Source organism: Chryseobacterium sp. WG23, assembly GCF_024586575.1.
Classification (GTDB): Bacteria; Bacteroidota; Bacteroidia; order Flavobacteriales; family Weeksellaceae; genus Chryseobacterium.
Window position 1 is genome coordinate 1 of the sequence record NZ_JALCZE010000015.1, and the last position, 24,681, is coordinate 24,681.

A 24,681-nucleotide genomic window follows, 5' to 3' on the forward strand; every position below is an offset into this window, starting at 1 on the left:
CGGAGCTTATTAGATTCAAGGAATTTAATGTTGGGTAAACGCAAAGGCGCAAGGGGAGCTCCTGAATTGCGTATATTTTAAGGCGCAAGAAAATCAAAGATTTTCAGGAAAATACTTTTGGTCTTGATTAGTATATAAAAACTACCATTTTAGCAATGTTGGATTCAATTTTATCGGAGATAAAATCCTTGCGTCTTAAGAACATATTCATTTGAAAATTTCTTTGCGTCTTAGCGTTTACCAACCACAATTAAGTTTTATTTTGCTTTAAAAGCATCATCAGGATCACTGGAATATTGAAAACGGAGCTTATTAGATTCAAGGAATTTAATGTTGGGTAAACGCAAAGGCGCAAGGGGAGCTCCTGAATTGCGTATATTTTAAGGCGCAAGAAAATCAAAGATTTTCAGGAAAATACTTTTGGTCTTGATTAGTATATGAAAACTACCATTTTAGCAATGTTGGATTCAATTTTATCGGAGATAAAATCCTTGCGTCTTAAGAACATATTCATTTGAAAATTTCTTTGCGTCTTAGCGTTTACCAACCCAAATCAGATTTTATTTTGCTTTAAAAGCATCATCAATATCACTGGAATACCGAAAACGGAGCTTATTACGTTCAATGGAATCTGTGTTTTTTCTGCAATAATGGAGAAAAACATCATGATTAGCATTCCTAAAAACATATTCAGGATCCATTGCTGCCATAGTTTGGACGGGTTATAGACCAGCCTGCAGAAATGTGGAACAATAATTCCAATAAACAGGATAGGTCCTAAAAACGCTGTAATAGAGGCGGAAAGGAGAGAAGATGCTATAATAATTAATAGCTTCAGACGTTTTAAATTTACACCCAGGCTCTGTGCGTACGATGTTCCTAAAGAATTTCCGATCAGGGGTTTTATAGTTTTAAAACAGAAAAATAACCCTATTAACACAAGAATTGATAGAATATAAATCTGATTTCTGCTTACCATATTATTAGCTCCAAAAGACCATAGAATATAATTTTTAAGACTTTGGTTTTCGGCATAGAACTGAAGCAGGGAAACAATAGCTCCTGCAAAAGCAGAGATAAGGAATCCAAAAATTATAAGGTAAGATTTATCCTGGAATTTATTAGACATCGATAATAATATCAACATCAGCACTAAACTTCCTCCTATAGCGGATAAGCTCAAAAAACTGTTCTGAAGAAATTCAGGAAGAAGGATATCTTGTGAAAAAAAAATGTAAAAAGCTACAGATAAACTGGCTACCGAAGTAATCCCCAATATATCCGGACCGGCTAATGGGTTTTGAAAATATTCCTGCATCAGAAAACCGGAAGTAGGAATTGAGATTCCTGCAAGAAGCATCACAAATACACGATTGATACGGATTTCGGCAATCTGGCTATGGGCAGAATCCTGAAAAAAATCCTGCAGCTCTAAACTTAAAAATCCTGTGTTCAGATTAATGCCAGCAGCTATAATAATAGCTACTACTAATAATAAACACAGGATTCTAAACCTTTTTGACATTATTCAGAAAGAATTTCTGTATATTTTTTACTTTAAAAAAGAATCGATTTTTGAATTCAGTACATCTTCTGTCATCATTCCTAAATACTCATCTGTTTTATCACCCTTTCTCATGAAGGTAAATGGAATAGAGCCACCATCCCATTGTTTGAAGTTACCGGAGAAGAAGGTTGGATCTAATTTTTGTCCATCCAAAAGAATAACGCTGCCGCTCAGATTGTTTTCTACAACAAAATTTTTCACAGCACCATCCCAATCTGATTTTTCATCGAGATTGACAAACGTGAATTTTACAGGTTTCCCTTTCAATTCCTCCATTTTATTTTTAAAACTAGGAATTTCTTTCATACACGGTCCACACCATGTAGCAAAAAAATTCGTCACATATAAAGTATCATTATTTTTGGCTAAATGTTGACCCACATTTTCCGGAGAAAGTTCTTTTGGAACATAGGCAGTTGTTTCAGCAGCCGTATTTTTTGTTACTGAAAGTGAATCTGTAGCGGTATTCTCTGTTTTCTGGCTTTCTTTTTTACAGCTGAAAAGAGCGGTAATAATAAGCGTGGATAAAATTATCTTCTTCATAAATTATTTTTTATCTATTTTTGAATTGAAGTATGGAACAACAAATCTATAAAGGGAAACTGATACAGTTTCATCGGTTAAAAGTAGCGAAAAAGGAAGAACTGACCAAAAATACTTTTTCTCTGGAGTTTGAAATTCCTGAGAATTTAAGGGATAATTTCAAGTTTGAAGCAGGGCAGTATGTGAGTGTAAAGTTTCAGTCTCATGGTGAAGAAGTAATTAATGATTATTCAATGACTTCGGCTCCGTATGAAGGGAAAATTTGTCTGGGAATAAAGATTAATTCCCCTAAAGGAGCTACTTCGCAGCTATTTCAGAATTACAATGAAGGAGATCAGTTGTTGGTAGGTGAGCCTGCCGGAAGATTTACATTAGGGTCTAAGCCAAGTGAATTCCGGACTATTGTGGCTTTTGCTGGAGGTATAGGAATTACTCCCGTTTTAAGTCATTTTAAAAATATCCTTCATAATGAACCGAGGACGAGACTTTTTTTGTTTTTTGGAAATAAGAGTTCTGAGGATCTGATTTTCAGAGATCAGCTGGATCATCTTGCAAGAACCTGTGGAGACAGACTTCAGATTTTCTATTTTTTCTCACAGGAAAAAACAGCTGACCGCTTTTTCTATGGCAGGCTGGATGAGAAAAAACTGAATTTGATCATCAACCAGATCCTGCATCTGGATGATACTGATGAAGAATCTACCATATGGGATGCTGTAGATGAAGTGCTGATCTGTGGGAAAGGAGAAATGATAAAAACGTTGGCTAATGCCTGCTATCGTCATGGAATTCCAAAAAAGAATATTCATTTTGAGCTTTTTGAGGAATATAATGATGATATTTACCCTGTAGAAAAGGAATTTCCGCTTATTGAAAATATTGAAGTGGAGTTTACGATGATGGGTAAAAAATATACAACAATACTTCCCGATAACAGAGATAAAATTCTGCAACAGCTTCTGATTCAGAAATTTCCTGTTCCTTACTCGTGTAAATCGGGAATCTGTGGAAGCTGTGAATGTTCTTTGGAAGAAGGAGAGGTGGAACTTCTTGAAAATGAGTATCTAACTGAAAAAGAGGAAGAGCAGGGGCATATATTGGCTTGCATGTCTATTGTGAAAAGTAAAAAAATAAAGCTTAACTTTGATCTTAGTTGAGAATTTTTAAAAACATATTTGGTCTCGGTGTCATATCAGTGGAATTAGGAATTTTACTGATATGTTTCTGTAATGTCTGGGTTTTCGGGCTTACGAATGGCCGTACCTATACCAAAATATCCAAGATCCCTCCAAGGGAAATTGCTCTGGTTTTGGGGACATCCCCCAAAATGAGATCCGGGTTGTCTAACCCCTATTTTACCAAAAGAATGGATGCCGCAGCACTTCTTTATCACCATGGGAAAATCAAAAAGATTATTGTAAGTGGGGAAAAAAGCAAAGGGTATAATGAACCTGCTGCTATGAAAAACTATCTGGTGAATCAGGAAGGTGTTCCGGGAGATATTATTGTAGAAGATCCGAAAGGCTTCAATACATATAAAAGTATATTACGGTGTAAAGATATTTACAAGAAGAAAAATGTAATTATCGTTTCGCAGGGATTTCATAATCTTCGTGCCTTATTTTTCGCAAGAAATAATGATATGAATGCGCTGGGTTTTGATGCACAAGATGTAACCAAACCTGAAAGTTTTTACAGAAATCAGGCGAGGGAAATCCTCGCCCGTGTGATTGCTGTAATTTACTTTATTTTAGGCGTTTCTCCGGATTAGAAAGGATATCCAAACGCAATATTAAGAGTCGGTTTAAAAGGTTGGATGTTTTTGATTCTCCATCGGTCTCCTTCCGCTTTATTAGGGTCGTAAATCTTATAAGCAAGGTCAATTCTTGCTGTGATGTAGGCAATATTTATTCTCAGTCCAAATCCACTACCAATACCCATTTGTCCCAGGAATTTATTCAGTTTAAATTCATCATTATATCCGTCATTATGATCACGCAGACTCCAGGTATTTCCAATATCTGTAAATAAGGCTCCTTCATACATACTGTTGAAAGGTATTCTGTATTCAATGTTTGTGGTAAGTTTTACATTATTGGTCATATAGGTACGTACTCTTTCATCAACCTGAGAATCTGCCGGACCTAATCCTCCAAATGCCACCCAGGCCCTGATATCGTTGGACCCTCCATTGAAATAAGACTTAATAATAGGCATATCCTGAGAGTTCCCGTAAGGAACACCCACTCCAATAAACTGACGGAGGACTAGTGTCTGATTTCCATTGAATTTGAAATATTTCCTTGCGTCGATATCAAATTTTATAAATTGAGCATAAGGAATTCCAAATATGGTTTTTTGAGGTGAGGTAACAACTCCGCCATCATTATCTTTTTTGTTGAATAAACTTAGAATATTACCTGCAAGCTCTACTTTACCGTTGAAATAAAAGGCATTAGGATAATCTTTCTTACCAATTTCACTATATACAAAATTATAGATCATAGAAGAAATCAGCACATCCTGGGTCTGTCTGTCTTTATTGACCAATGTTCCTCTAAAGGCTGTTAAAAGATCTGTTCCTTTTTGATCCAGATCACCACGGTATTCCTGATCCTGCAGAAGAAGTTTTGAAACGTCATCAATACTAAGCTTGTTATTCTTATAATCGATTCCAATCTGGGGTCTGTACGCAAAATAGCTGCCGAAAATATCGTCTTTTACCCTTTCATCATTAACAAAATAGCTGTAATAAGCATCTTTGTTTTTTGTTAAACTGATTTGGGTATTAAATAAAGTCAGCTTATGATAAATCTGATCATTCACATTAGCCTGATAGTTGAGCCCTGTATTGAAATTCAGTCTTCCCAGTCCGATATTGTTCTGTATAGATGCTCCCAACAAAATAGAGGAGGTAGGAGTATAGCGTTTGGGGATAAACTTATAATAATTGAACGGAAGTAAGAGCCTTGGGAAATTAAGGGAAGCCTGGGCAGAGATTTCGTATGCTGTGCTTCTTTTATCAATATCCTGTGTACTTCTGATAGATCCGAAAGTTCCGGAAATACTGGTGGATATATTTTCTGCACCCCTGAAAACATTACGGGTCGTAAGGTCTATTGAGGGCGAGATCCCCAAATTTAATAGCTGGGAATAGTTCACATCAGTTCCTACTTTAAGATCATATTTTGGAAGTGGTTTCAATACATACAAAACATCTACAATGCTGTCATTAGGTGAAGTTATCCCACCTCTTCTTAGGGAATCCCGGGCTTTTACAATACTAAAATTGTTCATGGCCATGAAGTTCCTTTTGGTGACATCCAGTTTCTTTTGGTCATAAGGCTGTTTGCTGTCTACAATAACAGCTCTCCATAATGAGGATGTTTTATATTTCTCATTCATTTTATGGAATCGTACCCTTCTTAAGCTGTCTTTAACTGTATTTTTTGGAAAATCTCCGGGTTCATCAACAATAGCGACATCTATATTTCCGAAAGTAGCTACTTTATAGGGACGGTCCAGAGAATCTTTATGGATTTCCAGGGTCAGAGGAACCTGTTTCTTACTCTTAATAGAATCTGCTATAAAATAAACTTCATCATTGGAACTATTGAATTTATAATATCCAAAATCTTTCATCAGATCTGTAATTCTCGTTACTTCTTTTTCAAGAACAGTCTGATCAAGAACTTGCCCTGCTCTTATAAGCGTTTTGTCTTTAAGATGAGAATAGATATTTTTTATACCCTGATCCGGAATATTATAATAATAATCTTTAATATAAGTGGGGTCATTATGTCTGATGAAATAATTGACAGCTGCTTTTTTAGCAGAAGAGTCCAGATCTTGTTTAAATTTTACATCTGCGTCCCAAAAACCTCTGTAGATAAGTCTTTTTTTGATAGATTCAGCACTTTTCTCACTTTTTGTCTGGTCTAAGATTACCGGTGGTGTTCCCCAGTTGTGCAATACACGGTCAAAAAAAAGACTTTTTCCTACACTGCTTTGCATATTGTACTTGATGAATAAAGAATCCCTTAGTTTTTGATTTCTCATCTCCCGGGGATAGGTCATGTATTCATTAAGTATCGTATCATATTTGGGACTGGCCATATTGTAGAAAGCCAGCGTTAAAGGCATGAAAAGCAGCTGTTTTTTGTTAGGTTTCTGCTGAACGTAATCTTTCAGTTCTTCATCAAAGAATTCTTTCTTATCCTCAAATTTAAAGCTGTTTCTGGTAAGGAGATATTCACCATTCGGAACCTTTTTTGTCGTACTACAAGCATAAAGGAGACCAACAAATGTTGCAAATGATATAATTTTATAATACTTTTGAGGAGAATTCTTATAATGCTTACAGCTCATACAATAAAAATTTTACAGTCTTTAGATAAAAAGAAGTTCAGACAAAAATACAATTTGTTTTTGGTTGAAGGTAATAAAATCATTTGTGAACTTTCTAATTCTAATATTAAAGTTAAAGAAATATTTTCAACCGATCCGCAAAAATTGGACCGTACCGATATTCCTGTTTCCCATATCTCTGAAAATGAGCTAAAAAAAATTAGTTTCCTTAAAACTCCGAAAGATTCTGTGGCAGTATGTTATCTTGCCGAAGAAGAAAGAATGGAAGATAAAAATATTCAGCTTGTTTTGGATGGTATTCAGGATCCCGGAAATCTGGGCACTATTATCCGTCTTGCAGACTGGTTTGGAATAGAACAGATCATCTGCAGCGAAGATACTGTTGATTTCTATAATCCAAAAGTAATCCAGGCCAGTATGGGATCTTTTACCAGGGTAAATATAGTATATACAGATCTTGTGGACTATCTTTCAAAAACGGATAATGTAAATATCGGAACGGATATGGATGGTGAAAGTATTTATAGTTTTGAAAAACCGGAAAAGATAAATCTGATTTTAGGAAATGAAGGAAACGGCATGAGGCCGGAAACGGAAAAACTTCTTCAGAAGTGTGTTACTATCCCAAGATTTGGAAGTTCCCAGTCTACAGAAAGCCTGAATGTATCAATGGCGGCGGGAATTATTTTAGGACAGCTTTTTTCAAAATAGGTATCATATAAAAATATCAGATATCAGACAGGGAACTTAGACAGTAAGTTCTTAAATTATAAATAGCTACTATTTTAATTTAACAAACTGATCTAATGTATAAAGTTCGATATCTGATATCTGGCATCTATATCTTACTATATCAGCTGTTCCAAGCTTGAAACACTTTTATTTTTCTGGTAAACTTCCAGTTTTTTTCTGACGAATTTTAAGGCAATAGGGGCAAGGTATATTAAAGTAACACCTACAAGTTTATTCTTCCAGTTGGTACTTTTCATATTCTTTTTGGCATAGTTTCCTACTATGGCAGTAATGCCCAGTTTTATAAGGCCATCTGCAATATTTCCATTAAATGCAGAACTGGCAATACCTACAGCTGTATTTTTACTGATGAGAAGATCTTTCACTTCTGAGGTGAGCTGTCTTGCGATTACATCTTTTCTCAGGACTACTTTTTCATCTCCGTCTTCATTTACCTTTTCCTGAAGATACTGATCTGTTAACCCATTGGTAAAGGCACTTAAGCTTTCTTTTGTGTTCTTAAAGGTAAGAAGGTTCTCAAGATCATCGATTTCACTCTTAAGCAGTTTTTTCTTTCTTCTTAATTCTTCTATGCTTTCGTATTTTCTGCCCATAGTTTAATGATTTAAAAATTTAATAACCTGATCTGCAACAGTATTGACAATCTTATTTTTAAAAGCAATGACAAAAGCCATTACTAAGGCATAAAATGCAGCAACAATTAAGAATCCATAGGAATAATTATCCAGTGCTTTGCCAATGAGAAATGCAATTCCAAAATTGAAAAGAATAATAAAAAAAGCAAAAGCAACAAGCAGTACTACAAAGTAGGTAATGAGCCCGGCAGAGAGAGAAGACTTTTCAGTAGCTTCTATTTTCAGAAGATCAATTCTCTTCGAGGCGTATTCTTTAATAGTCTCTATCATTGTTTTTTTTTAAAGTTACAAAAAAAGGAACTTTTGTACAAAAGTTCCTTTCTGTAATTTACTTAAAAAAGATAAATTACTTATTTTTTTAGGTCATTCAATTCTGCTTCTACATCTTTCACTACGTCTGCAGTTTTAGAAACAATCTGATCCTTATACTTATCATATCCATCTTTCATGGTGTGCGCTACATTATTCGCTGTTTCTTTGAAAGTGGAAGAGATATTACCATACTGGTCTTTTACTTTTTCAGAAACTTCTCCATATTTATTTTTAGCCTGATCTTTTAAATCATTAGCCTTATTCTTGATTTTCTTTCTGGTTTCTTTTCCTTCTTCCGGTGCGTAAAGCATCCCTAAGATTACACCTGCAGCAGCACCTGCAAGAAGTCCCGCTAATATACCTGCTGTATTTTTTTCTTTTCTAGACATTTATAAGTTTTTTAATAGTTAATAATAGATTAGTTTTTACAGTAATAAAACTTACAATTTGTGTACCAAAGGAGGTTGTAAGCCTATTAAAAATTGTTAAATCTTTTGAATATAAGAAAGCATAAGCTGTATTGTTTCCTCTTTGCTCAGTGTGGAATTATCAATAACAATTGCATCGTCAGCCTGCTTCAGAGGAGCTATTTCGCGCTCACTGTCTATTTTGTCTCTTTCAATAAGATTTTGTTTTACCTGCTTTTTATCGGCTTCAATTCCGAGTCCTTTTAATTCAAGAAATCTTCTGTTTGTTCTTTCATCAATACTGGCAGTAAGAAAGAATTTATAGTCCGCTTTTGGCAGAACTACTGTCCCAATGTCACGTCCATCCATAATAACGCCTCCTTTTTCTGCCAAAGAACGCTGAGCCTGAAGTAAAAAGTCTCTTACTTCTTTTTGCTTGGCTACCACACTTACATGGTCTGAAACTTCATTCATACGGATTTCTTTAGAGATATCTGTATGATTAAGGAAAAGAACCAATGTTCCTTCGTTGTTTTTAAATTCGAGCTCTATTTGATCTAAAGAAGAGAATAATACATTCAGGTCAATGTTGCCGTCTTCATCCAAACAGTGCTGCAATGCATACCAGGTAACGCCTCTGTAAAGTGCACCGGTATCCATATGAATAAGTCCCAATTGATCAGCAATGACTTTAGAGATAGAGCTTTTTCCGGTAGACGAGTACCCATCGATCGCTATTACAGGTTTTTTCATACTGCAAATTTCAAGATTTTTTTTAGAAAATCAAGAAATAATAAGAAATTTTAAGAAGGATTACTATTTTTTTTATTCCCCTCTATGGCTGGAAAGGTCCATTGATATTCCTATCTGATTGACGTTGGAAGAGTTGTGGTATCTTACATGAGCATAATCTATACGGAATCTTGATACTTTAACTCCAAATCCTGCAGAAAGCCCTGAAAAGTTTCTCTGATCTGCTACAGCGAGTTCATTTCCTCTTTTCACGTTATATCCCAGTCTTATGTTAAAGTTCTTTTCCGGGAATAATTCTGCTCCCAGCGAGAAGTGATCTGCAATCTTTCTGCCGGCATTCACTTTTTGTCCGTCAGTATTAAACTCTGAAGAAATATCAAACTGCTGAAGATCATGAGCCGTAATGGTAACCGCAAGAGGGAAGTTTTTTAATATTTTGGTATATCCCAAATCTACTCTGAAAGGAAGGTTTTCCTTTACTCCATTGAAGGATTTTAGCTGGAACCCAAAATTTCTGAGTACAAGGGAAAGAACTTCTTTGTTCTTTTTGTTGTGATAGGTAACTCCTGCCGTTCCTGAAATGGCAGAAGAAGTATAATTATCAATTTTTGAAGTAACAAAATTAATTCCTCCCCCTATTGTCCAGTCTTCTTCAAACTGGTACGCATAGCCTGCTCCAATGGCAACATCTGAAGCTTTGAACTCTCCGTTTTCAAAACCACTTTCATCAGTCCTTGGAATACTTCCATAGCTCATATATCTGGCGTTGATAGTGGCCATATGACCATTATCAAAATCTTTGGCATACGCTATGGTTCCGTATTTCGAGTCAGCCAGATAAGCGGTGGCATTAACGGAAAGCTGTTTGTCAGAGTCTTTATTTAACAGGGCTGGGTTTGCAATAGCAAAGGAAACATCATAATCTCTTATCGAAATTGCATCACCACCTAAGGCGGCTTGTCTTGCAGATACAGGTATATTTAAGAACGGATAAACATTTGTTCCTGTTTGTGCATAAGAAACAATTCCTGATAGAAATAATGAAAAAATGATAATTTTCTTCAATTCAATTTATAATTAATGCAAAAATAATCCTTTTTCGTACTTTTCAAAATATTTCTGACATTATTTCTAATTAAATATTTTTCTTTTATCAATATCTATAATGATTATATTTGCAAAATCAAATTTTGGAGAAATCAGCTCCGGTAAATCGTTATTAAAAATAAAAAATGAAATATAAAAGAATCCTTCTGAAACTAAGTGGAGAGGCTTTAATGGGTAACAGACAATACGGTATTGACACTGAAAGACTGCAGGAATATGCTGCAGAAATAAAAAAAGTAGTGGAAAAAGGTTGTGAAGTGGCGATTGTCATTGGAGGAGGAAACATTTTCCGAGGGGTTGCAGGAGCAGCAAAAGGAATGGATAGAGTACAGGGTGACTATATGGGAATGCTGGCAACAGTAATTAACGGTATGGCATTGCAGGGAGCATTGGAAGATGCAGGAATTAAAACAAGACTTCAGTCTGCTATCGAAATGGATAAAGTAGCTGAGCCTTTTATCAAAAGAAGAGCCGTAAGACACCTTGAGAAAGGAAGAGTGGTCATCTTTGGAGCTGGAACAGGAAATCCTTATTTTACAACAGATACAGCAGCTACTTTGAGAGCTATCGAAATTGGTGCTGATGTTATTTTAAAGGGAACAAGAGTAGACGGAATCTATGATAGTGATCCTGAAAAGAATGTGGACGCCGTAAAATACAACTCGCTATCTTTTGATGAAGTATTTGAAAAAAATCTTAAAGTAATGGACATGACAGCTTTTACTTTGAGTCATGAAAATAAATTACCTATTATTGTATTCGATATGAACAAAGATGGTAATTTAGAAAAAATTGTTGAAGGAGAAAATGTTGGTACTTTAGTTAATTTGTAATCTGGTAACCATAATAAGTAGGAGATAAGGAAATTTAAAATTCTTCATTACTTATTACCCATCAATTATTAATTATCAATTAGAACAATTAATGTGCAATTTATCAAACTATAATATAATAATGGAAGAATTAGATCTTATATTAGAATCTGTAAAGCAGGATATGGACGCAGCTGTAAAGCACCTGGATCATGCATTTCAAAGAATCAGAGCAGGACGTGCTTCTACGGCAATGGTTCAGGATGTAATGGTTGAATATTATGGTGCTCCCACTCCGATTAACCAGGTAGCTAATGTTTCTGTGCCGGATGCGATGACCATCTCTATCCAGCCTTGGGACAGAACGGCAATCAATGCCATTGAAAAAGCTATTATTAATTCTAATTTAGGTTTTGCGCCTTCTAACAATGGTGAGAATATTATCCTTAATGTTCCGCCTTTAACGGAAGAGAGAAGAAAAGAACTGGCAAAACAGGCTAAAGTAGAAGCTGAAAACACTAAAGTAACGATAAGAAATGCAAGACAGGATGGCTTGAAGGAACTTAAAAAGTTAGAGGGTGTTTCTGAAGATGTTGTAAAAGGAGTAGAAGAAGAAATTCAGGGATTCACAGACAAATATGTAAAGCTTTGCGATGATCATCTTAAGACAAAAGAAGCAGAAATTATGAAAGTATAATTTTTAGTTTTTTAAATATTAATAAGAGGTTTCCGGTAGGAAACCTCTTTTATTTTCTGTATATCAGAACTTTAATTTTAATTTTGATGAACTTTATGTATTTAATTATATAAAATTTTGAAGTAATACGCTTCCTTACTATAATATTTTGATAGATATTAGCGTTAAATCATTATATTTATAAAATTATTCCTGAAACACCTTAAATAAAGACAGGAAACAAAACATTATAGTGATGACGAGAATTATTGGTGTAGGGAACTACATTCCATCTGAAACGATAACCAATCTATTTTTTGATAAGCATATTTTTCTCAATAAAGAAGGAGTGTTATTAAAAGAAAACAATGCATCGATTACGGATAAATTAAAAAAAATTACGGGCATTGAAGAGAGGAGGTATGCAAGCAGCACACAGGTTACTTCAGATTTGGGACTTATTGCAGCTCAGGCTGCCATTGAAAATGCAGGAATAGATCCTGAAACTTTAGACTATATTATCTTTGCCCATAATTTTGGGGATGTACGCTTCGGGACAGTTCAGTCTGATACGGTTCCCAGTCTTGCAGCAAGGGTGAAGCATTTATTAGGAATCAAAAACAACTTTTGCGTTGCTTATGATGTTCTCTTCGGATGCCCCGGCTGGATTGAAGGTATGATACAGGCTAATGCTTTTATCAAAGCAGGAATTGCAAAGCGCTGTCTGGTAATTGGGGCTGAAACCCTTTCCCGTGTAGTGGATATCCATGACAGGGACAGTATGATTTATGCTGACGGAGCCGGAGCCGCTATTTTAGAAAAGAGTAATGATGACTCCGGAATAAAATCTCACCTTTCTGCTTCCTATACATTGACAGAAAAAGACTATCTGTATTTTGGAAAATCTTACAATAATGAAAAATGTCCGGATACAAAATACATCAAAATGGATGGGCGGAAAATCTATGAATTTGCGCTTGTAAATGTTCCTGATGCTATGAAGAAATGTCTTGATAATAGCGGATATACCATTGATCAGCTCGATAAGATTATTATTCATCAGGCTAACGAAAAAATGGATGAAGCTATTGTTAACAGGTTTTACCAGCTGTATAATACTCCGCTTCCCGAGAATATCATGCCTATGGTAATTCATAAGTTAGGAAACAGCAGTGTGGCAACTATTCCAACTTTGCTTACGATGATTCTTAACGGTGAATTGGAGCAACATGAGATCAAGAAAAATGATATCGTCCTGTTTGCTTCTGTAGGAGCAGGAATGAATATTAACGCATTTGTGTACAAGTTTTAACTGGCATCAATGTTTGACATACAAAAAGAGGTTTCCGCGGTCGGAAGCCTCTTTTGTTTATATCTGTTGTTTGATTTCTCCTTCCGGCCCTGTATTTTTTTAGAGATTGATCATTGATGAGGAGGGATTTGATTTATTTTCAGGAGAAAAGCTTCCGGTAGCAAAATAGTGTGTACCGTAGAAGATCACATCACTTAAACAGGCTGTTATTGAGCCATATCATTTTATACTTTAAAAAGTAGAAAACTTCAACATTCTATTTTCAGAAATAAAAAAGACCCGGAATTTCCGGGTCTGTACTGTGTTGAATATTCAATTTCAGGTATCTATTGATATCTTTGATGCTCTTTATTTTTTGAGAACCTCTTAGTAATAGGCTTAAATAATGCCTTATATTTCTCTGCATCGAATAGCTGTGAATCTGTAAGTGCTTTATACGTCATCCAGATTCCAAAAGGAAGAAGAATGAAATTAGGGAGCCATGCTGCCAGATACGGATTCATTTTTCCGCTCCAGGATAAATTTTCCACTCCTACATTCATTACATAAAAAATGATAAAAATAACAATAGCTATGATAACGGGAAGCCCCATACCTCCTTTCCGGATGATAGATCCCAAACTGGCTCCAATCAGGAAAAAGATAATACAGGTTACAGAATAAGAGACTATTCTTTGCTGGTAAATAACCACCTTACTGAAATATTTTACATTCGTACTGAACTCACTTTTTTTGCTTTCCAGAGAAGTTTTCAGGTTATCCAGTCTGTTGTAAGAGTTATAGAGGATTTCCAGCTTTTTGTCACTTTTTACAGTGTCCAGTTTTACCTGTGGTTTGGGAGTTGCCTTATGAATGTTGCCTCTATCCATGTAGGCAACTACAGAATTGGTCTGCCCCAGGACATCAGCTCCGATATTATCGAAAAACAGTTTATTTTCTTTTTTACTTTTAGCAATGGTTGCATTCAGCTGTCCGTAGGTTTGGAAACGGTAGTCATCTGTAATCTGTTCTTTTTCGATAGCCTGGTTGATAATTTCACTGATATCAAAGTGAGAGGTCAGTGTATCAAATTTAATAGCCTGATCGGGTTGCTTCATTCTTACATTTTCTCCCTTTCCGGCAAAATTGTCCTCAAATACATATCCGTTATGCAGCACCAGTTTTAAAAAGTTCCTGTTGGCTGCCGGAACAAATTTTCCTTTTTCAGCAACAATAGACTGTTGGTTTTCGTAGGTGTTTGCTTTTCTGTGAACAAAAACGCCTTCAATATTTTCACCGTTTTCTCCATAAATTTTATCAAATTTCACCATATAGCCGGGAATCTGATCGATAAACTGTCCGGGAGTGAAGTTAAGCGCCGGTTTAGTCTGTGCAATGTTGAAAAGCATGTTTTTCGCCTTCTTCTGGAAATCGGGAATGATATTATTTGAAAAGAAGAAAAGCATAACCGCCAATATGGTGGCCACCCCCAGGAGAGGCATCATAACTCTCGTCAGAGAAATTCCTGCGGCCTTCATTGCTGCCAGCTCATATCTTTCACCAAATTCTCCAAAGGACATAATACTGGCCAGCAGGATAGTAAGAGGAAGCACCATACTGATAACGCTTACTCCAAGATAAAAAAGAAGTTTAAGGATCTGCCAGTAGCTTAATCCTTTTCCCATAAATTGCCCTAGTTGAACCCAGATAATGTTTACAATAAAGATGAAAAACAATACGCTGAATATAAAGAAAAACGGTCCAAAGAAGGTTTTTATGATATATCGGTCTAGTATTTTTAACATGCGCCAAAATTAATCAAAAAGCCGCAAATTTTACTTGCGGCTCTTATATTTTGTTATTTTTTTAACTTAAAAACAGAATTGCGTATTTACAGCCCTGTTTTCTTGCTTTTTAAAGTTCAGTGATTACGTAGTTTTTGAATTTATTCTTATCAAAAACAAACATATTCGGATCCAGATCCTGATTTTCTTTATATTCTTTGATCGCAATTACAGCAACATCCTTATTGTTTCCGTGCTGTTCAAGCTTTACCATTTGTTTTTTTACAGAATCTACAAAAAGATATACATACTTTATTCCGTTTGATTTTACGGGAGTTAGTTTGATAAAATCAGCATTCACACCGTTGACCATTTTCTTTCCGTTATAGGTTACATTATAGTCATTTCTATACGTACTAAGATAATTGATAGGGGAGAAGAGGGTGCTGTTTCCATTAGGTTTTGCAATGGTTACTTCCATATCGTCAATACTGATATTGTAAATTTTGCTTCCATCAAAGATCTGTTCAGTATCCATGATTTTCAACTTGTATTTATCTCCTGCCGAATAATAAATTCCAGGTTCTGTTTTAGTTACCTGATCATTAAGACCGCTTCCAAAAGAAAATTTGAAGTAAGAATTCTTTTTAGATTTGTAATTGGCTGTAATATCATCCAATATCTTTTTGGCTTTAGCATCTATTTTCTGAGCACTGGTCATACCAACTGCACCTACAACAAAACTTCCTAATATAACTTTTGAAATAATATTTTTCATTTTTTTATTTAATAATCTTTAGACATTTTCTAACTCTTAAGGGTAAAGCCATTCGCTTTTTTCCCCTTAATTACGCAAATCTTCCAAAAACTGTTCCAAAAAAAGTTCACTATTTTTAATACTCAAGTAAAAAAATATAAATTGTTTTTTTTACCCTTTTTAATTTTTAAGGACCTGTTCCCTTGAATAAAGCGTGTCGATAATGATAATGTTTTGTAAATTATCTTGTCTCGGGTCTTTCAATATATGTATCAAAGTTTTCAGGAAGAATATTGGTTACTGTTAATTTATTAGAAGTGATGGTAGGCTCAATTTTAATAACTTTAGTGCCTGCATTAATTTCAACCGGATGTTTACTTCTCATATTCACCATATCTATATGAAGAGCAGTGAATTCATGTTTTCCATTTTCTAGATTAACAATAACATATTCTTTAGGTCTGATCTGTCCCAGAGATTTACCATCAAGTCCAATATTTAATCTTGCTGTATTATCCATTTTGTGGAGAACTCCAGCACCGTTATAAATGAGTACTTTGCCATTTCCCAGAGTATTATTGTCTATGACATCCAGTTTTACAGAAGAATAGTCACTGGGAACAGATCTTAATGCGCAAGAAGATAATGTAAGTACAGATGCAAAAATCCCCAGTTTAAAGGTTTGTTTTATTGTAATTTTCATGATATTAGCTGAATTGAATATTGTTTATATTTCCTGGGTTATGTTGTTGCATACCCAGGATTAATTACTTTGTATGATGAATTAGCTTCTTAAATCTTCCAAAAACTGTTCTAAAGAATGAAGATCACTGATGATCACCTCTCTTGCTTTAGCTCCGTTAAAGCCTCCTACAATACCACTTGCTTCCAGTTGGTCCATAATTCTTCCCGCTCTGTTATAGCCCAGTTTCAACTGACGCTGAAGCATAGAAGTGGAGCCTTGCTGGGTAGATACGATAATTCTTGCGGCATCTTCAAATAATGCATCTTTTTCATTAGGATCAAAAGCCCCTACAGAACTTGTAGAATCTTCAGAAACATATTCCGGAAGTAAGAATGCCGAGGCATATCCTTTTTGTTCCCCAATATATTCTGCAAGCCTTTCAACCTCCGGAGTATCCACGAAAGCACACTGAAGTCTTAAAATTTCATTACCGTTGAAATAAAGCATATCACCTTTACCAATCAGCTGATCTGCACCCGGAGAATCAAGAATAGTTCTTGAATCCACACTGGAGATCACTCTGAATGCTGCTCTTGCAGGGAAGTTGGCTTTAATCATACCGGTAATTACATTTACAGAAGGCCTTTGTGTTGCCACAATAAGGTGGATACCTACGGCTCTTGCAAGCTGTGCCAGTCTGGCAATAGGTAATTCTACCTCTTTTCCTGCGGTCATGATCAAATCGGCAAACTCATCTACTACCAGAACGATATAGGGTAAAAAACGGTGTCCGTTTTCAGGATTTAATTTTCTTTCTGCAAACTTCTTGTTGTATTCTTTTAGGTTTTTACAGAACGCATTTTTAAGAAGGTCATACCTTGTATCCATCTCCACACAAAGAGAGTTGAGGGTATTGATTACTTTATTGGTGTCTGTGATAATAGCTTCATCCACATCCGGAAGTTTAGCCAGATAATGTCTTTCTATTTTTGAGTATAATGAAAGCTCCACTTTTTTAGGATCCACCATTACAAATTTCAGTTCACTCGGGTGCTTTTTATAAAGAAGAGAAGTAAGAATAGCATTAATTCCTACAGATTTACCCTGTCCCGTTGCTCCGGCCATCAATAAGTGAGGCATCTTTGCAAGGTCAGCCATGAAAACTTCGTTGGAAATTGTTTTTCCGAAAACTACCGGAAGATCCATATCTGTATTTTGGAATTTTTGAGAAGCAATAACAGAGCGCATAGAAACCATGGTAGGATTCTTTCTTGGTACTTCAATACCGATAGTTCCTTTTCCCGGCATTGGCGCAATAATCCTGATCCCTAAAGCTGAAAGATTCAAAGCAATATCATCCTGCAGTTTTTTAATGGCTGCCACCCTGATGCCGGCTTCCGGAACAATTTCGTATAAAGTAACCGTTGGCCCGATGGTCGCCTTGATCTCGGCAATACCTACATTAAAGTTCTTTAAAAGACCAACAATTTTATTTTTATTTTCTTCAAGCTCTTCTTTATTGATAGAAATTTCTTCATTCCCGTAATCTTTTAATAAATCTACCGGAGGCATCTGGAAATTAGCAAGATCTAATTTATGATCATACAAGCCATGCCTTTCTACCAGTTCCTGAGACTTTTTATCCGAATCATCCAGTATATCAATTACAGGGGCGATTTCTACTTTAAATTTAATGTCTTCCTGAACAGGTGCGGAAGTAGAGACAGAAGATGGAGTAGAGGGTCTGATATCAAAAGCTTCCTCAGGCGTAGACATCGGAACAGCCGGTTTTGGATTAAGGTTTAAGTTCACCGGTTGTGTGATGTCTTTTTGACCATTTTCAAAAGAAGTATGATTCGGAGTAACAATAGTTTCTATATCGGTAGTAAGAGGAACTTCCTGAACCGGTTTTGAAATAGGTACAGGTTCCTGTTCTTTTATTTTATTGATAGGATTGGCAGGGGGCTGCTGGCTAAGGTCACTTACTGTAACATGAGATGCCGCTTCTTCAGCCTCTTCCTTCATTTCCTCATCTGCTTCAAAATCTTCATTGGAATCCGGCATCATAGCTTTTACCTTTCCAATGGTATTTTCATTGATCTTATTCAGCTTGGCTTTGATAGAGCTTGGACGAAGATTGAATTCCAGGATAAAATATAAAAGGATGCTTGCAGCCAATACCGTCCACAACCCTACAGCTCCGATGATGGAATTAAGATAATCCATGATCTGGTAACCATAGACTCCTCCTAAAACTCCTTGTCCTTTGGTAAGTGCTCCCATAAAAATAGGAAGCCAGCAAATAAAAAACAGGGAATGGCCAATGGTTTTCCATGGCTTGAACATTTTCTTTTTAAGAATCATTGTTCCTACCACTAGGAATAAAAATGCAATAATAAATGAGGCAATACCAATACTTTCAAATATGAAAAAATTTCCAAACCAGTCTCCTAATTTCCCAAAAATGTTTGAAGATTTTATACCCTTATCAAGCATGGTTCCTGCCTGGCTTTGGTCTGCTTTCCAGTTCATTAAATAGGAAATGAATGAGAATGCTAGAACAATAGAGAAAAGGATAAAAGTAAGCCCAAAGAATATACGCGGCTTAGATAAAATTCGGCCTGCTTCCGGCGATTCAGTCTGTTTTTTTTGTGTCTTTTTGTCCATAATATCAATATCGCAAATTTAATGTTTTTCCAACATTAAAACCTTTTTTGTAAAAAAAATCATTTTAATTTCAACAATAACAATTCCAAAAATAAAAGATATAATTATTTTTCATTTCAAATGGTTGGTATTGTTATTATTTTAACTCTAAAATTTTAAATAATTTGATTTAAAATATTCTTTATCTGATGAAGAGTATATAAAATAATAATATTTTTTTTGTTTTATTTAGTTTAAAATAAAAAAACATAATAATGGAAATTAATCTAATTATGGATTGTTTTGATTTATTGTAGCCATATAAGATGACGATGTTCTTATTTTTTTGAAAGGACGCTTTGTGTGTTTGTCTGATCATCTGTTACCATTTTCCCGGAACTCACCTATTTAAAACCTGTTTTTTATGAACATCATTTTTTGAACTAGTTCAAATGTCAGGAACTCTTTCCGTCATAATTTTGTCCTGTTAATTTTATAACAGAAAAATAATGAAAGACACTTTTAAAAGTATTCTGACTTTATGTTTGGTTTTAATTTCATTCGTATGTATAAACGCGCAACAAAAAAGAAAAATGGAAAACACTGCACTATTAATTATTGACGTACAAAACGACTATTTTCCTGGAGGGAAGATGACACTGGAAGGCGCTGAAAAAGCTGGGAGAAACGCTAAAGATATTTTGAATTATTTTAGGAAAAACAATCTTCCTGTGGTCCATATTATGCATATCTCCGCCAATGAAGGAGCCACCTTTTTTCTTCCGGATACTCCCGGAATGGAGATCAGTTCATGGGTGAGCCCGAAATCTGATGAGAAAGTTATTGTAAAACATTTTCCGAACAGCTTCAGGGAAACTGATCTGCTGCAGTATCTTCAGTTGAAAAAAATCAAAAATCTGGTGATTACAGGTATGATGACTGATGTATGTGTAGAATCAACCACAAGAGCTGCATTTGACTTTGGCTTTACCAATACCATTATTGGAGATGCTACTGCAACACTAGACCGGGAATTGAACGGGCAGGTCATAAAAGCGGCAGAAGTACAAAGGTCATTTTTAGCCGGGATCTCCGCATTAGGAAATCTTTATGCCAGAATTGTCAGTACAGATGATTTCTTACATGGAAAATAAGTAATGAACAATGGGTAATGAATAAAGGTATCAACAATAATTGGTATCTTTATTTTGCTTAAACAGAATAATGCTTGACTTACTTTATCAAAACATCAACAGGTATATAGACTTATCCGAAGAGGAATTCACTCGGTTTGCTTCTCCATTTGAATATAAAGTCTTTAAAAAGAAGGAAGTGATTCTTAAAGAAGGGGATTACTGTTCTTTTGAAGGGTTTGTTGTCAGTGGATGCTGTAAAGTATATTATCTCAATGAAAACGGTTTTGAACAGACACTCTATTTTGCTGTCAAAGGTTGGTGGATAACGGACATCGACAGTCTGATTAATCATGTTCCCAGTATTCTGAATATAGAAGCTCTTGAGGATAGCGAGGTTCTTATGATCTCCAAAAAGAATAAAGAACTTCTGTATGAAACAATGCCCCAGGTAGAAAAGCTTTTTAGAATGATGAACCAGCAGTCATCAGTGGGATTACAGAGAAGAATTCTTTCTTTGACAGGTAAAACAGCTGATAAAAGATATGTGGAATTTTTGCAAAAATACCCGGAACTTGAACAAAAGCTTACCCAGCAACAAATTGCTTCCTATTTGGGGATTACCCATGAATTCTTGAGCAAAATCAGGAAAAAGATATCTCTTGGAAAATAAATTCTTTGTCCATCCAATTTCTTATAAAACCGATTTTAATTTAAATAACTTTAAATCAGTTGTTTGTGTTTTGTTGAGTTGTTTTTGAATAGAAGATTTCAATCACGGCTATAGGTATAATGAATCCTGATTTGCCTGGTTTTAAAAATTGTTTTTTCCTTAGTGTTTTTTAAGTTATTAAGAATGATTCAAAATAAGCGAAACGGGCTTTAAAATGACAAAAAACAGTTTTTTTTAATCTCTTTGTAGTTTATCATGCTTATTTTTGCATGTCAAGTATAATTAAATCATGAAGAAGCTCCAAGATATTCTTATCTCAACCAGGACAATGGCTGTTTTGTTACTGGTGTATGCATTTGCAATGGCTTATGCAACGTTCCTGGAAAACGACTATGGAACGCCTACAGCAAAAGCATTAATTTATGAGGCCAAATGGTTTGAACTGATCATGGTCCTGCTTATTCTCAACTTCATAGGAAATATCGGCAGATATAGACTTTGGAAAAAAGAGAAATGGCCGGTTCTTGTTTTTCACCTGGCTTTTATATTCATTTTTATCGGTGGTGCCATCACAAGATACATCAGTTTCGAGGGAACCATGCACATTAGAGAAGGAGAAACATCCAACGAAATCGTAACGGATAAAAACTTCCTTAAGATTCAGATTGAGGAAAAAGGTGATGTCCTTAATTATAAAGATATTCCTTACCTGATGTCTCCACTCCACAAAGATCTGAATGCCACCTATGATTTCCACGGAAAAGAAGTAAAGATTTTTGCCAAGGAATATATTCAGAGAAAAAAAGACAGCCTGGTTGCTGAACCCAACGGTGCAGAATACCTTCACCTGGTGTCTACAGGAAGTACCGGAAGACAGAATGTTTACATCAAACCGGGAGAAACCAAATCAATTAACGGAACTTTGGTAACATTCAACAGAGCTATTGAAGGAGCTGTAGAATTTAAAAATGAAGGAGGAAAATTATTCATCAAAACTCCTGTTGATGCAAGCTATATGACGATGGCCACTCAGGCTACCGGAAGTACAGTAAAGGATGAATTCCAACCGTTGGCATTGAGAAGTTTATATACGATCAATGAATTAAAACTTGTAGTTCCTGAAGGACTGAAAAAAGGAAGATTGATCGCTATTGAAGGAGATAGAAAGAAGGATGCTAACGTTCCAGACATGCTTCAGATAGAACTGCAGGGTCCAAAAACAAAACGTCTGGTTGATCTTTCTGTGGAAAGAGGAAATCCAAATGCCTATAAACAGGTGACTATGGATGGGTTAAATATCATGGTTGGATTCGGGCCTAAGGTTTACAATACCCCTTTTGCCCTGAAGTTAGAAGATTTCGTAATGGAAACTTATCCTGGAAGTTCTTCTCCAAGTGCTTACGAAAGCCATGTGAAAATTGTTGATGAAGGTAAAGAAACTCCTTATAAAATCTATATGAACCACGTTCTTAACCATAAAGGATACCGTCTCTTCCAATCGAGCTTTGATCCGGACAGAATGGGGACCGTGCTTTCTGTAAACCATGATTTCTGGGGAACATTGATTTCATACATAGGATACGGATTATTATTCTTAGGAATGTTTGTGATCTTCTTCTGGAAAGGAACTCACTTCTGGAAATTAAATAAAATGTTGGCTGACGCCAGCAAGAAAAAAGCAAAGACAGCAGCTGTTCTTTTACTGTTTTTAAGTATAGGGGGTAATGCCCAGAAAATTGAAACACATGGAACTACCGACGGAAGCAGAGAGCATGTACATGTAGAAGGTGACGGGCATACTCATGCTCCGGCTCCATCTGCCCAACCGCTTGATGGTGCTGCTCCAAAGCAGAATTCTCTGGCAGCGCCAATGAGTAAGATGAGATCTATCTCTCCGGATGAAATCATTGCAAGAAACAGAATCAGTGAGGAGCATGCTGATAAATTCGGATACCTCCTGGTGCAAAGTTTTGAAGGAAGAATTGTTCCTATCAATACAGAAGCATTGGATGTTTTAAGAAAACTATACAAGAAAGATAAATTCAAAGGAACTGACGGGAAATACCTTACTGCTAACCAGTGGTTCTTATCCGTAAATACAGATACCCCAAGCTGGACAATGGTTCCAATGATTAAAGTGGGGCCGAAAGGAGGAGACGAATTAAAGAATAAGACAAAGGCTGATGATGACGGTTATACTTCTTTAATGAATCTTTTCCCTGCAGATGCTAACGGTAATTTAACATACATCCTTGAGCATGATTATAACACTGCTTTCCGTAAAAAGCCGGCAGATCAGACCAATTATGATAAAGAAGTAATTGCTGTAAACGAAAGAGTTCAGATTTTTAACGAGTTTTTCAGTGGTCAGTTTATGAGAATTGTACCGGTAAAAAATGATGCTAACCATACATGGCATTCATGGCTTGACCAGAAATTTGAACCGGATATGGAATCTCAGCAGGTAATGGGGCCTTATTTTGCAGAAGTTCTTACCGCTCAGAAATCAGGAAACTGGAGTAAAGCAGATTCGGAACTTGCTAAACTTTCAGAATATCAGCAGAAATGGGGTAAAAGCGTTGTTCCTGCCCAATCTAAAGTAGATCTTGAAGTTTTCATGAATAAAGCAGATATTAATTTCAAATTATTAATATTCTACACCATCATAGGAGGACTTCTTTTGATCTTAGGTTTTGTTGAATTATTCAAGTCAAGCAAACTACTAAATAAAATAATCAAGGTCATTATTGCGATAGGTTTAATAGGGTATTTATGCCACTTCTTAGGCCTTGTTGCAAGATGGTATATTTCAGGTCATGCCCCTTGGAGTAACGGATATGAAGCTATTATCTTTATTTCCTGGGTAGGAATTACAGCAGGGCTTGTTCTTTACAGAAATTCCAATGCATTGATTCCTGCAGCCGGATTTATGGTAGCGGTAATTATGATGGGATTTGCGCATGGAGGCTCAGCGCTTGATCCGCAGATTACACCATTGGTTCCTGTACTGAAATCTTACTGGTTAATTGTTCACGTAGCGATTATTACCTCCAGCTATGGTTTCTTTGCCCTATCGATGATCATTGCCGTGATCTCTCTGGTATTTTATATTATTTCAAACAAAGAGACCTATAAAATTCATCACGATACCACATTGAAAGAATTGGTAGTGGTTTCTGAAATGTCTCTTACCATTGGTCTTTTCGCTTTAACGGTTGGAAACTTCTTAGGAGGAATCTGGGCCAACGAATCGTGGGGTAGATACTGGAGCTGGGACCCGAAAGAAACATGGGCTTTCATCTCGATTATGGTGTACGCTTTTGTACTGCACATGAGATTAGTGCCTGGATTGAGAAGCAGATGGGCGTTCCACGTAGCAACAATGTTTGCGTTCTGCTCAATGGTAATGACTTATTTTGGGGTAAATTACTACTTAAGCGGACTTCACTCTTATGCAGCAGGAGACCCGGTACCGGTACCGGCCTGGGTATACATCGGAATTGCAACAATGATTACTTTATCAGCAGTTTCTTATTTCAAGTTTAAAAAATTAACGAAGAAGTAAAAGCGGCAGACCTATACAATCAAAATCCTGGAATTTATTTTCCGGGATTTTTTTGTGCGGTACGGGTACCGGATGATGCGCGGTACGGTTACGTAGAGAACCTTCTGAGATAGCCAGACCTACATAGCAATCCTGCTATTGCTTATTCCATACCCCACAAAAAAAACTTATTATTTAGATCTGGCATTCAAAAATTAATGCTATCTTTATGATA

General features: G+C 35.8%; 21 protein-coding genes. 9 read left to right on the forward strand and 12 right to left on the reverse strand.

Going from position 1 to position 24,681, the window contains the following annotated elements:
- Positions 1–553 precede the first annotated feature (553 nt).
- Together MP477_RS20200 and MP477_RS20205 are read right to left on the reverse strand one after the other, a co-directional pair.
- A complete protein-coding gene (locus MP477_RS20200; RefSeq protein WP_230036722.1) occupies positions 554–1,525 on the reverse strand; it encodes an iron ABC transporter permease in 972 nt (323 codons plus the stop codon).
- 27 nt (positions 1,526–1,552) lie between these two features.
- The gene (locus MP477_RS20205; protein WP_230036720.1) at positions 1,553–2,110 is read right to left on the reverse strand and encodes a TlpA disulfide reductase family protein; all 558 of its coding nucleotides are present in this window, start codon (positions 2,108–2,110) and stop codon (positions 1,553–1,555) included.
- 32 nt (positions 2,111–2,142) lie between these two features.
- On the opposite strand from MP477_RS20205, the gene MP477_RS20210 reads away from it, so the two are divergent.
- The gene (locus MP477_RS20210) at positions 2,143–3,267 is read left to right on the forward strand and encodes a ferredoxin--NADP reductase (RefSeq protein ID WP_257191822.1); all 1,125 of its coding nucleotides are present in this window, start codon (positions 2,143–2,145) and stop codon (positions 3,265–3,267) included.
- Complete coding sequence (locus tag MP477_RS20215) at positions 3,264–3,881, forward strand: vancomycin high temperature exclusion protein (protein ID WP_230036716.1); 618 nt, start codon at positions 3,264–3,266, stop codon at positions 3,879–3,881. Before MP477_RS20210 ends, MP477_RS20215 begins: the two co-directional genes overlap by 4 nt.
- Here the strand turns inward: MP477_RS20215 and MP477_RS20220 are convergent.
- A complete protein-coding gene (locus tag MP477_RS20220) occupies positions 3,878–6,478 on the reverse strand; it encodes a BamA/TamA family outer membrane protein (protein ID WP_230036715.1) in 2,601 nt (866 codons plus the stop codon). The two genes, MP477_RS20215 and MP477_RS20220, sit on opposite strands and share 4 nt — an antisense overlap.
- On the opposite strand from MP477_RS20220, the gene MP477_RS20225 reads away from it, so the two are divergent.
- Positions 6,464–7,189, forward strand: a complete 726-nt coding sequence (locus MP477_RS20225) for an RNA methyltransferase (RefSeq protein WP_257191823.1) — start codon at positions 6,464–6,466, stop codon at positions 7,187–7,189. The two genes, MP477_RS20220 and MP477_RS20225, sit on opposite strands and share 15 nt — an antisense overlap.
- Positions 7,190–7,326: 137 nt before the next feature.
- Here MP477_RS20225 and MP477_RS20230 read toward each other — a convergent pair whose 3' ends face one another.
- The 5 genes from MP477_RS20230 to porQ form a co-directional block, all read right to left on the reverse strand.
- Positions 7,327–7,824 (reverse strand): phosphoribosyl-ATP pyrophosphatase, encoded by a 498-nt coding sequence (locus tag MP477_RS20230; protein ID WP_257191824.1) that lies wholly within the window; start codon positions 7,822–7,824, stop codon positions 7,327–7,329.
- A 3-nt stretch (positions 7,825–7,827) separates the two neighbouring features.
- Positions 7,828–8,136 (reverse strand): phage holin family protein, encoded by a 309-nt coding sequence (locus tag MP477_RS20235; protein WP_047496002.1) that lies wholly within the window; start codon positions 8,134–8,136, stop codon positions 7,828–7,830.
- Positions 8,137–8,216: 80 nt separating this feature from the next.
- Positions 8,217–8,567, reverse strand: a complete 351-nt coding sequence (locus MP477_RS20240) for a YtxH domain-containing protein (RefSeq protein WP_047496001.1) — start codon at positions 8,565–8,567, stop codon at positions 8,217–8,219.
- Positions 8,568–8,663: 96 nt separating this feature from the next.
- On the reverse strand, positions 8,664–9,338 hold the full coding sequence (cmk, locus tag MP477_RS20245; RefSeq protein WP_230036709.1) for a (d)CMP kinase: 675 nt from the start codon (positions 9,336–9,338) through the stop codon (positions 8,664–8,666).
- Between the two features lie 72 nt (positions 9,339–9,410).
- Positions 9,411–10,403, reverse strand: coding sequence for a type IX secretion system protein PorQ (gene porQ / locus MP477_RS20250; RefSeq protein WP_230036708.1), 993 nt, complete (start codon positions 10,401–10,403; stop codon positions 9,411–9,413).
- A 167-nt stretch (positions 10,404–10,570) separates the two neighbouring features.
- Here porQ and pyrH point away from each other — a divergent pair, with 167 nt between their 5' ends.
- The 3 genes from pyrH (at position 10,571) to MP477_RS20265 (ending at position 13,245) form a co-directional block, all read left to right on the forward strand.
- Positions 10,571–11,278 (forward strand): UMP kinase, encoded by a 708-nt coding sequence (gene pyrH, locus MP477_RS20255; protein ID WP_257191826.1) that lies wholly within the window; start codon positions 10,571–10,573, stop codon positions 11,276–11,278.
- Between the two features lie 121 nt (positions 11,279–11,399).
- Positions 11,400–11,954 carry a ribosome recycling factor gene (gene frr / locus MP477_RS20260; protein WP_230036706.1) on the forward strand — a complete coding sequence of 185 codons (555 nt, stop codon included), beginning with the start codon at positions 11,400–11,402 and terminating at the stop codon, positions 11,952–11,954.
- A gap of 232 nt (positions 11,955–12,186) precedes the next feature.
- Positions 12,187–13,245, forward strand: a complete 1,059-nt coding sequence (locus MP477_RS20265; protein WP_257191827.1) for a ketoacyl-ACP synthase III — start codon at positions 12,187–12,189, stop codon at positions 13,243–13,245.
- 326 nt (positions 13,246–13,571) lie between these two features.
- Here MP477_RS20265 and MP477_RS20270 read toward each other — a convergent pair whose 3' ends face one another.
- From MP477_RS20270 to MP477_RS20285, 4 genes are all read right to left on the reverse strand, one after another.
- Positions 13,572–15,029, reverse strand: a complete 1,458-nt coding sequence (locus MP477_RS20270; protein ID WP_257191829.1) for an LptF/LptG family permease — start codon at positions 15,027–15,029, stop codon at positions 13,572–13,574.
- Positions 15,030–15,138: 109 nt separating this feature from the next.
- The gene (locus tag MP477_RS20275; RefSeq protein ID WP_257191830.1) at positions 15,139–15,786 is read right to left on the reverse strand and encodes an outer membrane lipoprotein carrier protein LolA; all 648 of its coding nucleotides are present in this window, start codon (positions 15,784–15,786) and stop codon (positions 15,139–15,141) included.
- Between the two features lie 220 nt (positions 15,787–16,006).
- Positions 16,007–16,468, reverse strand: coding sequence for a hypothetical protein (locus tag MP477_RS20280; RefSeq protein ID WP_257191831.1), 462 nt, complete (start codon positions 16,466–16,468; stop codon positions 16,007–16,009).
- A gap of 81 nt (positions 16,469–16,549) precedes the next feature.
- Complete coding sequence (locus MP477_RS20285) at positions 16,550–19,117, reverse strand: DNA translocase FtsK (RefSeq protein ID WP_257191832.1); 2,568 nt, start codon at positions 19,115–19,117, stop codon at positions 16,550–16,552.
- A gap of 572 nt (positions 19,118–19,689) precedes the next feature.
- Between MP477_RS20285 and MP477_RS20290 the strand changes: the two genes are divergently transcribed.
- From MP477_RS20290 to ccsA, 3 genes are all read left to right on the forward strand, one after another.
- The gene (locus MP477_RS20290) at positions 19,690–20,250 is read left to right on the forward strand and encodes a cysteine hydrolase family protein (RefSeq protein WP_257191833.1); all 561 of its coding nucleotides are present in this window, start codon (positions 19,690–19,692) and stop codon (positions 20,248–20,250) included.
- 70 nt (positions 20,251–20,320) lie between these two features.
- Positions 20,321–20,902, forward strand: a complete 582-nt coding sequence (locus MP477_RS20295) for a Crp/Fnr family transcriptional regulator (protein WP_257191834.1) — start codon at positions 20,321–20,323, stop codon at positions 20,900–20,902.
- Between the two features lie 289 nt (positions 20,903–21,191).
- Positions 21,192–24,467 carry a cytochrome c biogenesis protein CcsA gene (gene ccsA / locus MP477_RS20300; protein WP_230036689.1) on the forward strand — a complete coding sequence of 1,092 codons (3,276 nt, stop codon included), beginning with the start codon at positions 21,192–21,194 and terminating at the stop codon, positions 24,465–24,467.
- Positions 24,468–24,681 lie beyond the last annotated feature (214 nt).

Excerpts from the sequence above, each read along its gene's own strand:
- MP477_RS20220 (WP_230036715.1), bottom strand. The coding sequence starts at position 6,478 with ATGAGCTGTAAGCATTATAAGAATTCTCCTCAAAAGTATTATAAAATT.
- pyrH (WP_257191826.1), top strand. The coding sequence starts at position 10,571 with ATGAAATATAAAAGAATCCTTCTGAAACTAAGTGGAGAGGCTTTAATG.
- MP477_RS20200 (WP_230036722.1), bottom strand. The coding sequence starts at position 1,525 with ATGTCAAAAAGGTTTAGAATCCTGTGTTTATTATTAGTAGTAGCTATT.
- MP477_RS20295 (WP_257191834.1), top strand. The coding sequence starts at position 20,321 with ATGCTTGACTTACTTTATCAAAACATCAACAGGTATATAGACTTATCC.
- MP477_RS20225 (WP_257191823.1), top strand. The coding sequence starts at position 6,464 with ATGCTTACAGCTCATACAATAAAAATTTTACAGTCTTTAGATAAAAAG.
- MP477_RS20205 (WP_230036720.1), bottom strand. The coding sequence starts at position 2,110 with ATGAAGAAGATAATTTTATCCACGCTTATTATTACCGCTCTTTTCAGC.
- MP477_RS20280 (WP_257191831.1), bottom strand. The coding sequence starts at position 16,468 with ATGAAAATTACAATAAAACAAACCTTTAAACTGGGGATTTTTGCATCT.
- MP477_RS20285 (WP_257191832.1), bottom strand. The coding sequence starts at position 19,117 with ATGGACAAAAAGACACAAAAAAAACAGACTGAATCGCCGGAAGCAGGC.
- MP477_RS20230 (WP_257191824.1), bottom strand. The coding sequence starts at position 7,824 with ATGGGCAGAAAATACGAAAGCATAGAAGAATTAAGAAGAAAGAAAAAA.
- MP477_RS20270 (WP_257191829.1), bottom strand. The coding sequence starts at position 15,029 with ATGTTAAAAATACTAGACCGATATATCATAAAAACCTTCTTTGGACCG.
- frr (WP_230036706.1), top strand. The coding sequence starts at position 11,400 with ATGGAAGAATTAGATCTTATATTAGAATCTGTAAAGCAGGATATGGAC.
- cmk (WP_230036709.1), bottom strand. The coding sequence starts at position 9,338 with ATGAAAAAACCTGTAATAGCGATCGATGGGTACTCGTCTACCGGAAAA.
- MP477_RS20240 (WP_047496001.1), bottom strand. The coding sequence starts at position 8,567 with ATGTCTAGAAAAGAAAAAAATACAGCAGGTATATTAGCGGGACTTCTT.
- MP477_RS20210 (WP_257191822.1), top strand. The coding sequence starts at position 2,143 with ATGGAACAACAAATCTATAAAGGGAAACTGATACAGTTTCATCGGTTA.
- MP477_RS20235 (WP_047496002.1), bottom strand. The coding sequence starts at position 8,136 with ATGATAGAGACTATTAAAGAATACGCCTCGAAGAGAATTGATCTTCTG.
- MP477_RS20275 (WP_257191830.1), bottom strand. The coding sequence starts at position 15,786 with ATGAAAAATATTATTTCAAAAGTTATATTAGGAAGTTTTGTTGTAGGT.
- ccsA (WP_230036689.1), top strand. The coding sequence starts at position 21,192 with ATGAAGAAGCTCCAAGATATTCTTATCTCAACCAGGACAATGGCTGTT.
- MP477_RS20290 (WP_257191833.1), top strand. The coding sequence starts at position 19,690 with ATGGAAAACACTGCACTATTAATTATTGACGTACAAAACGACTATTTT.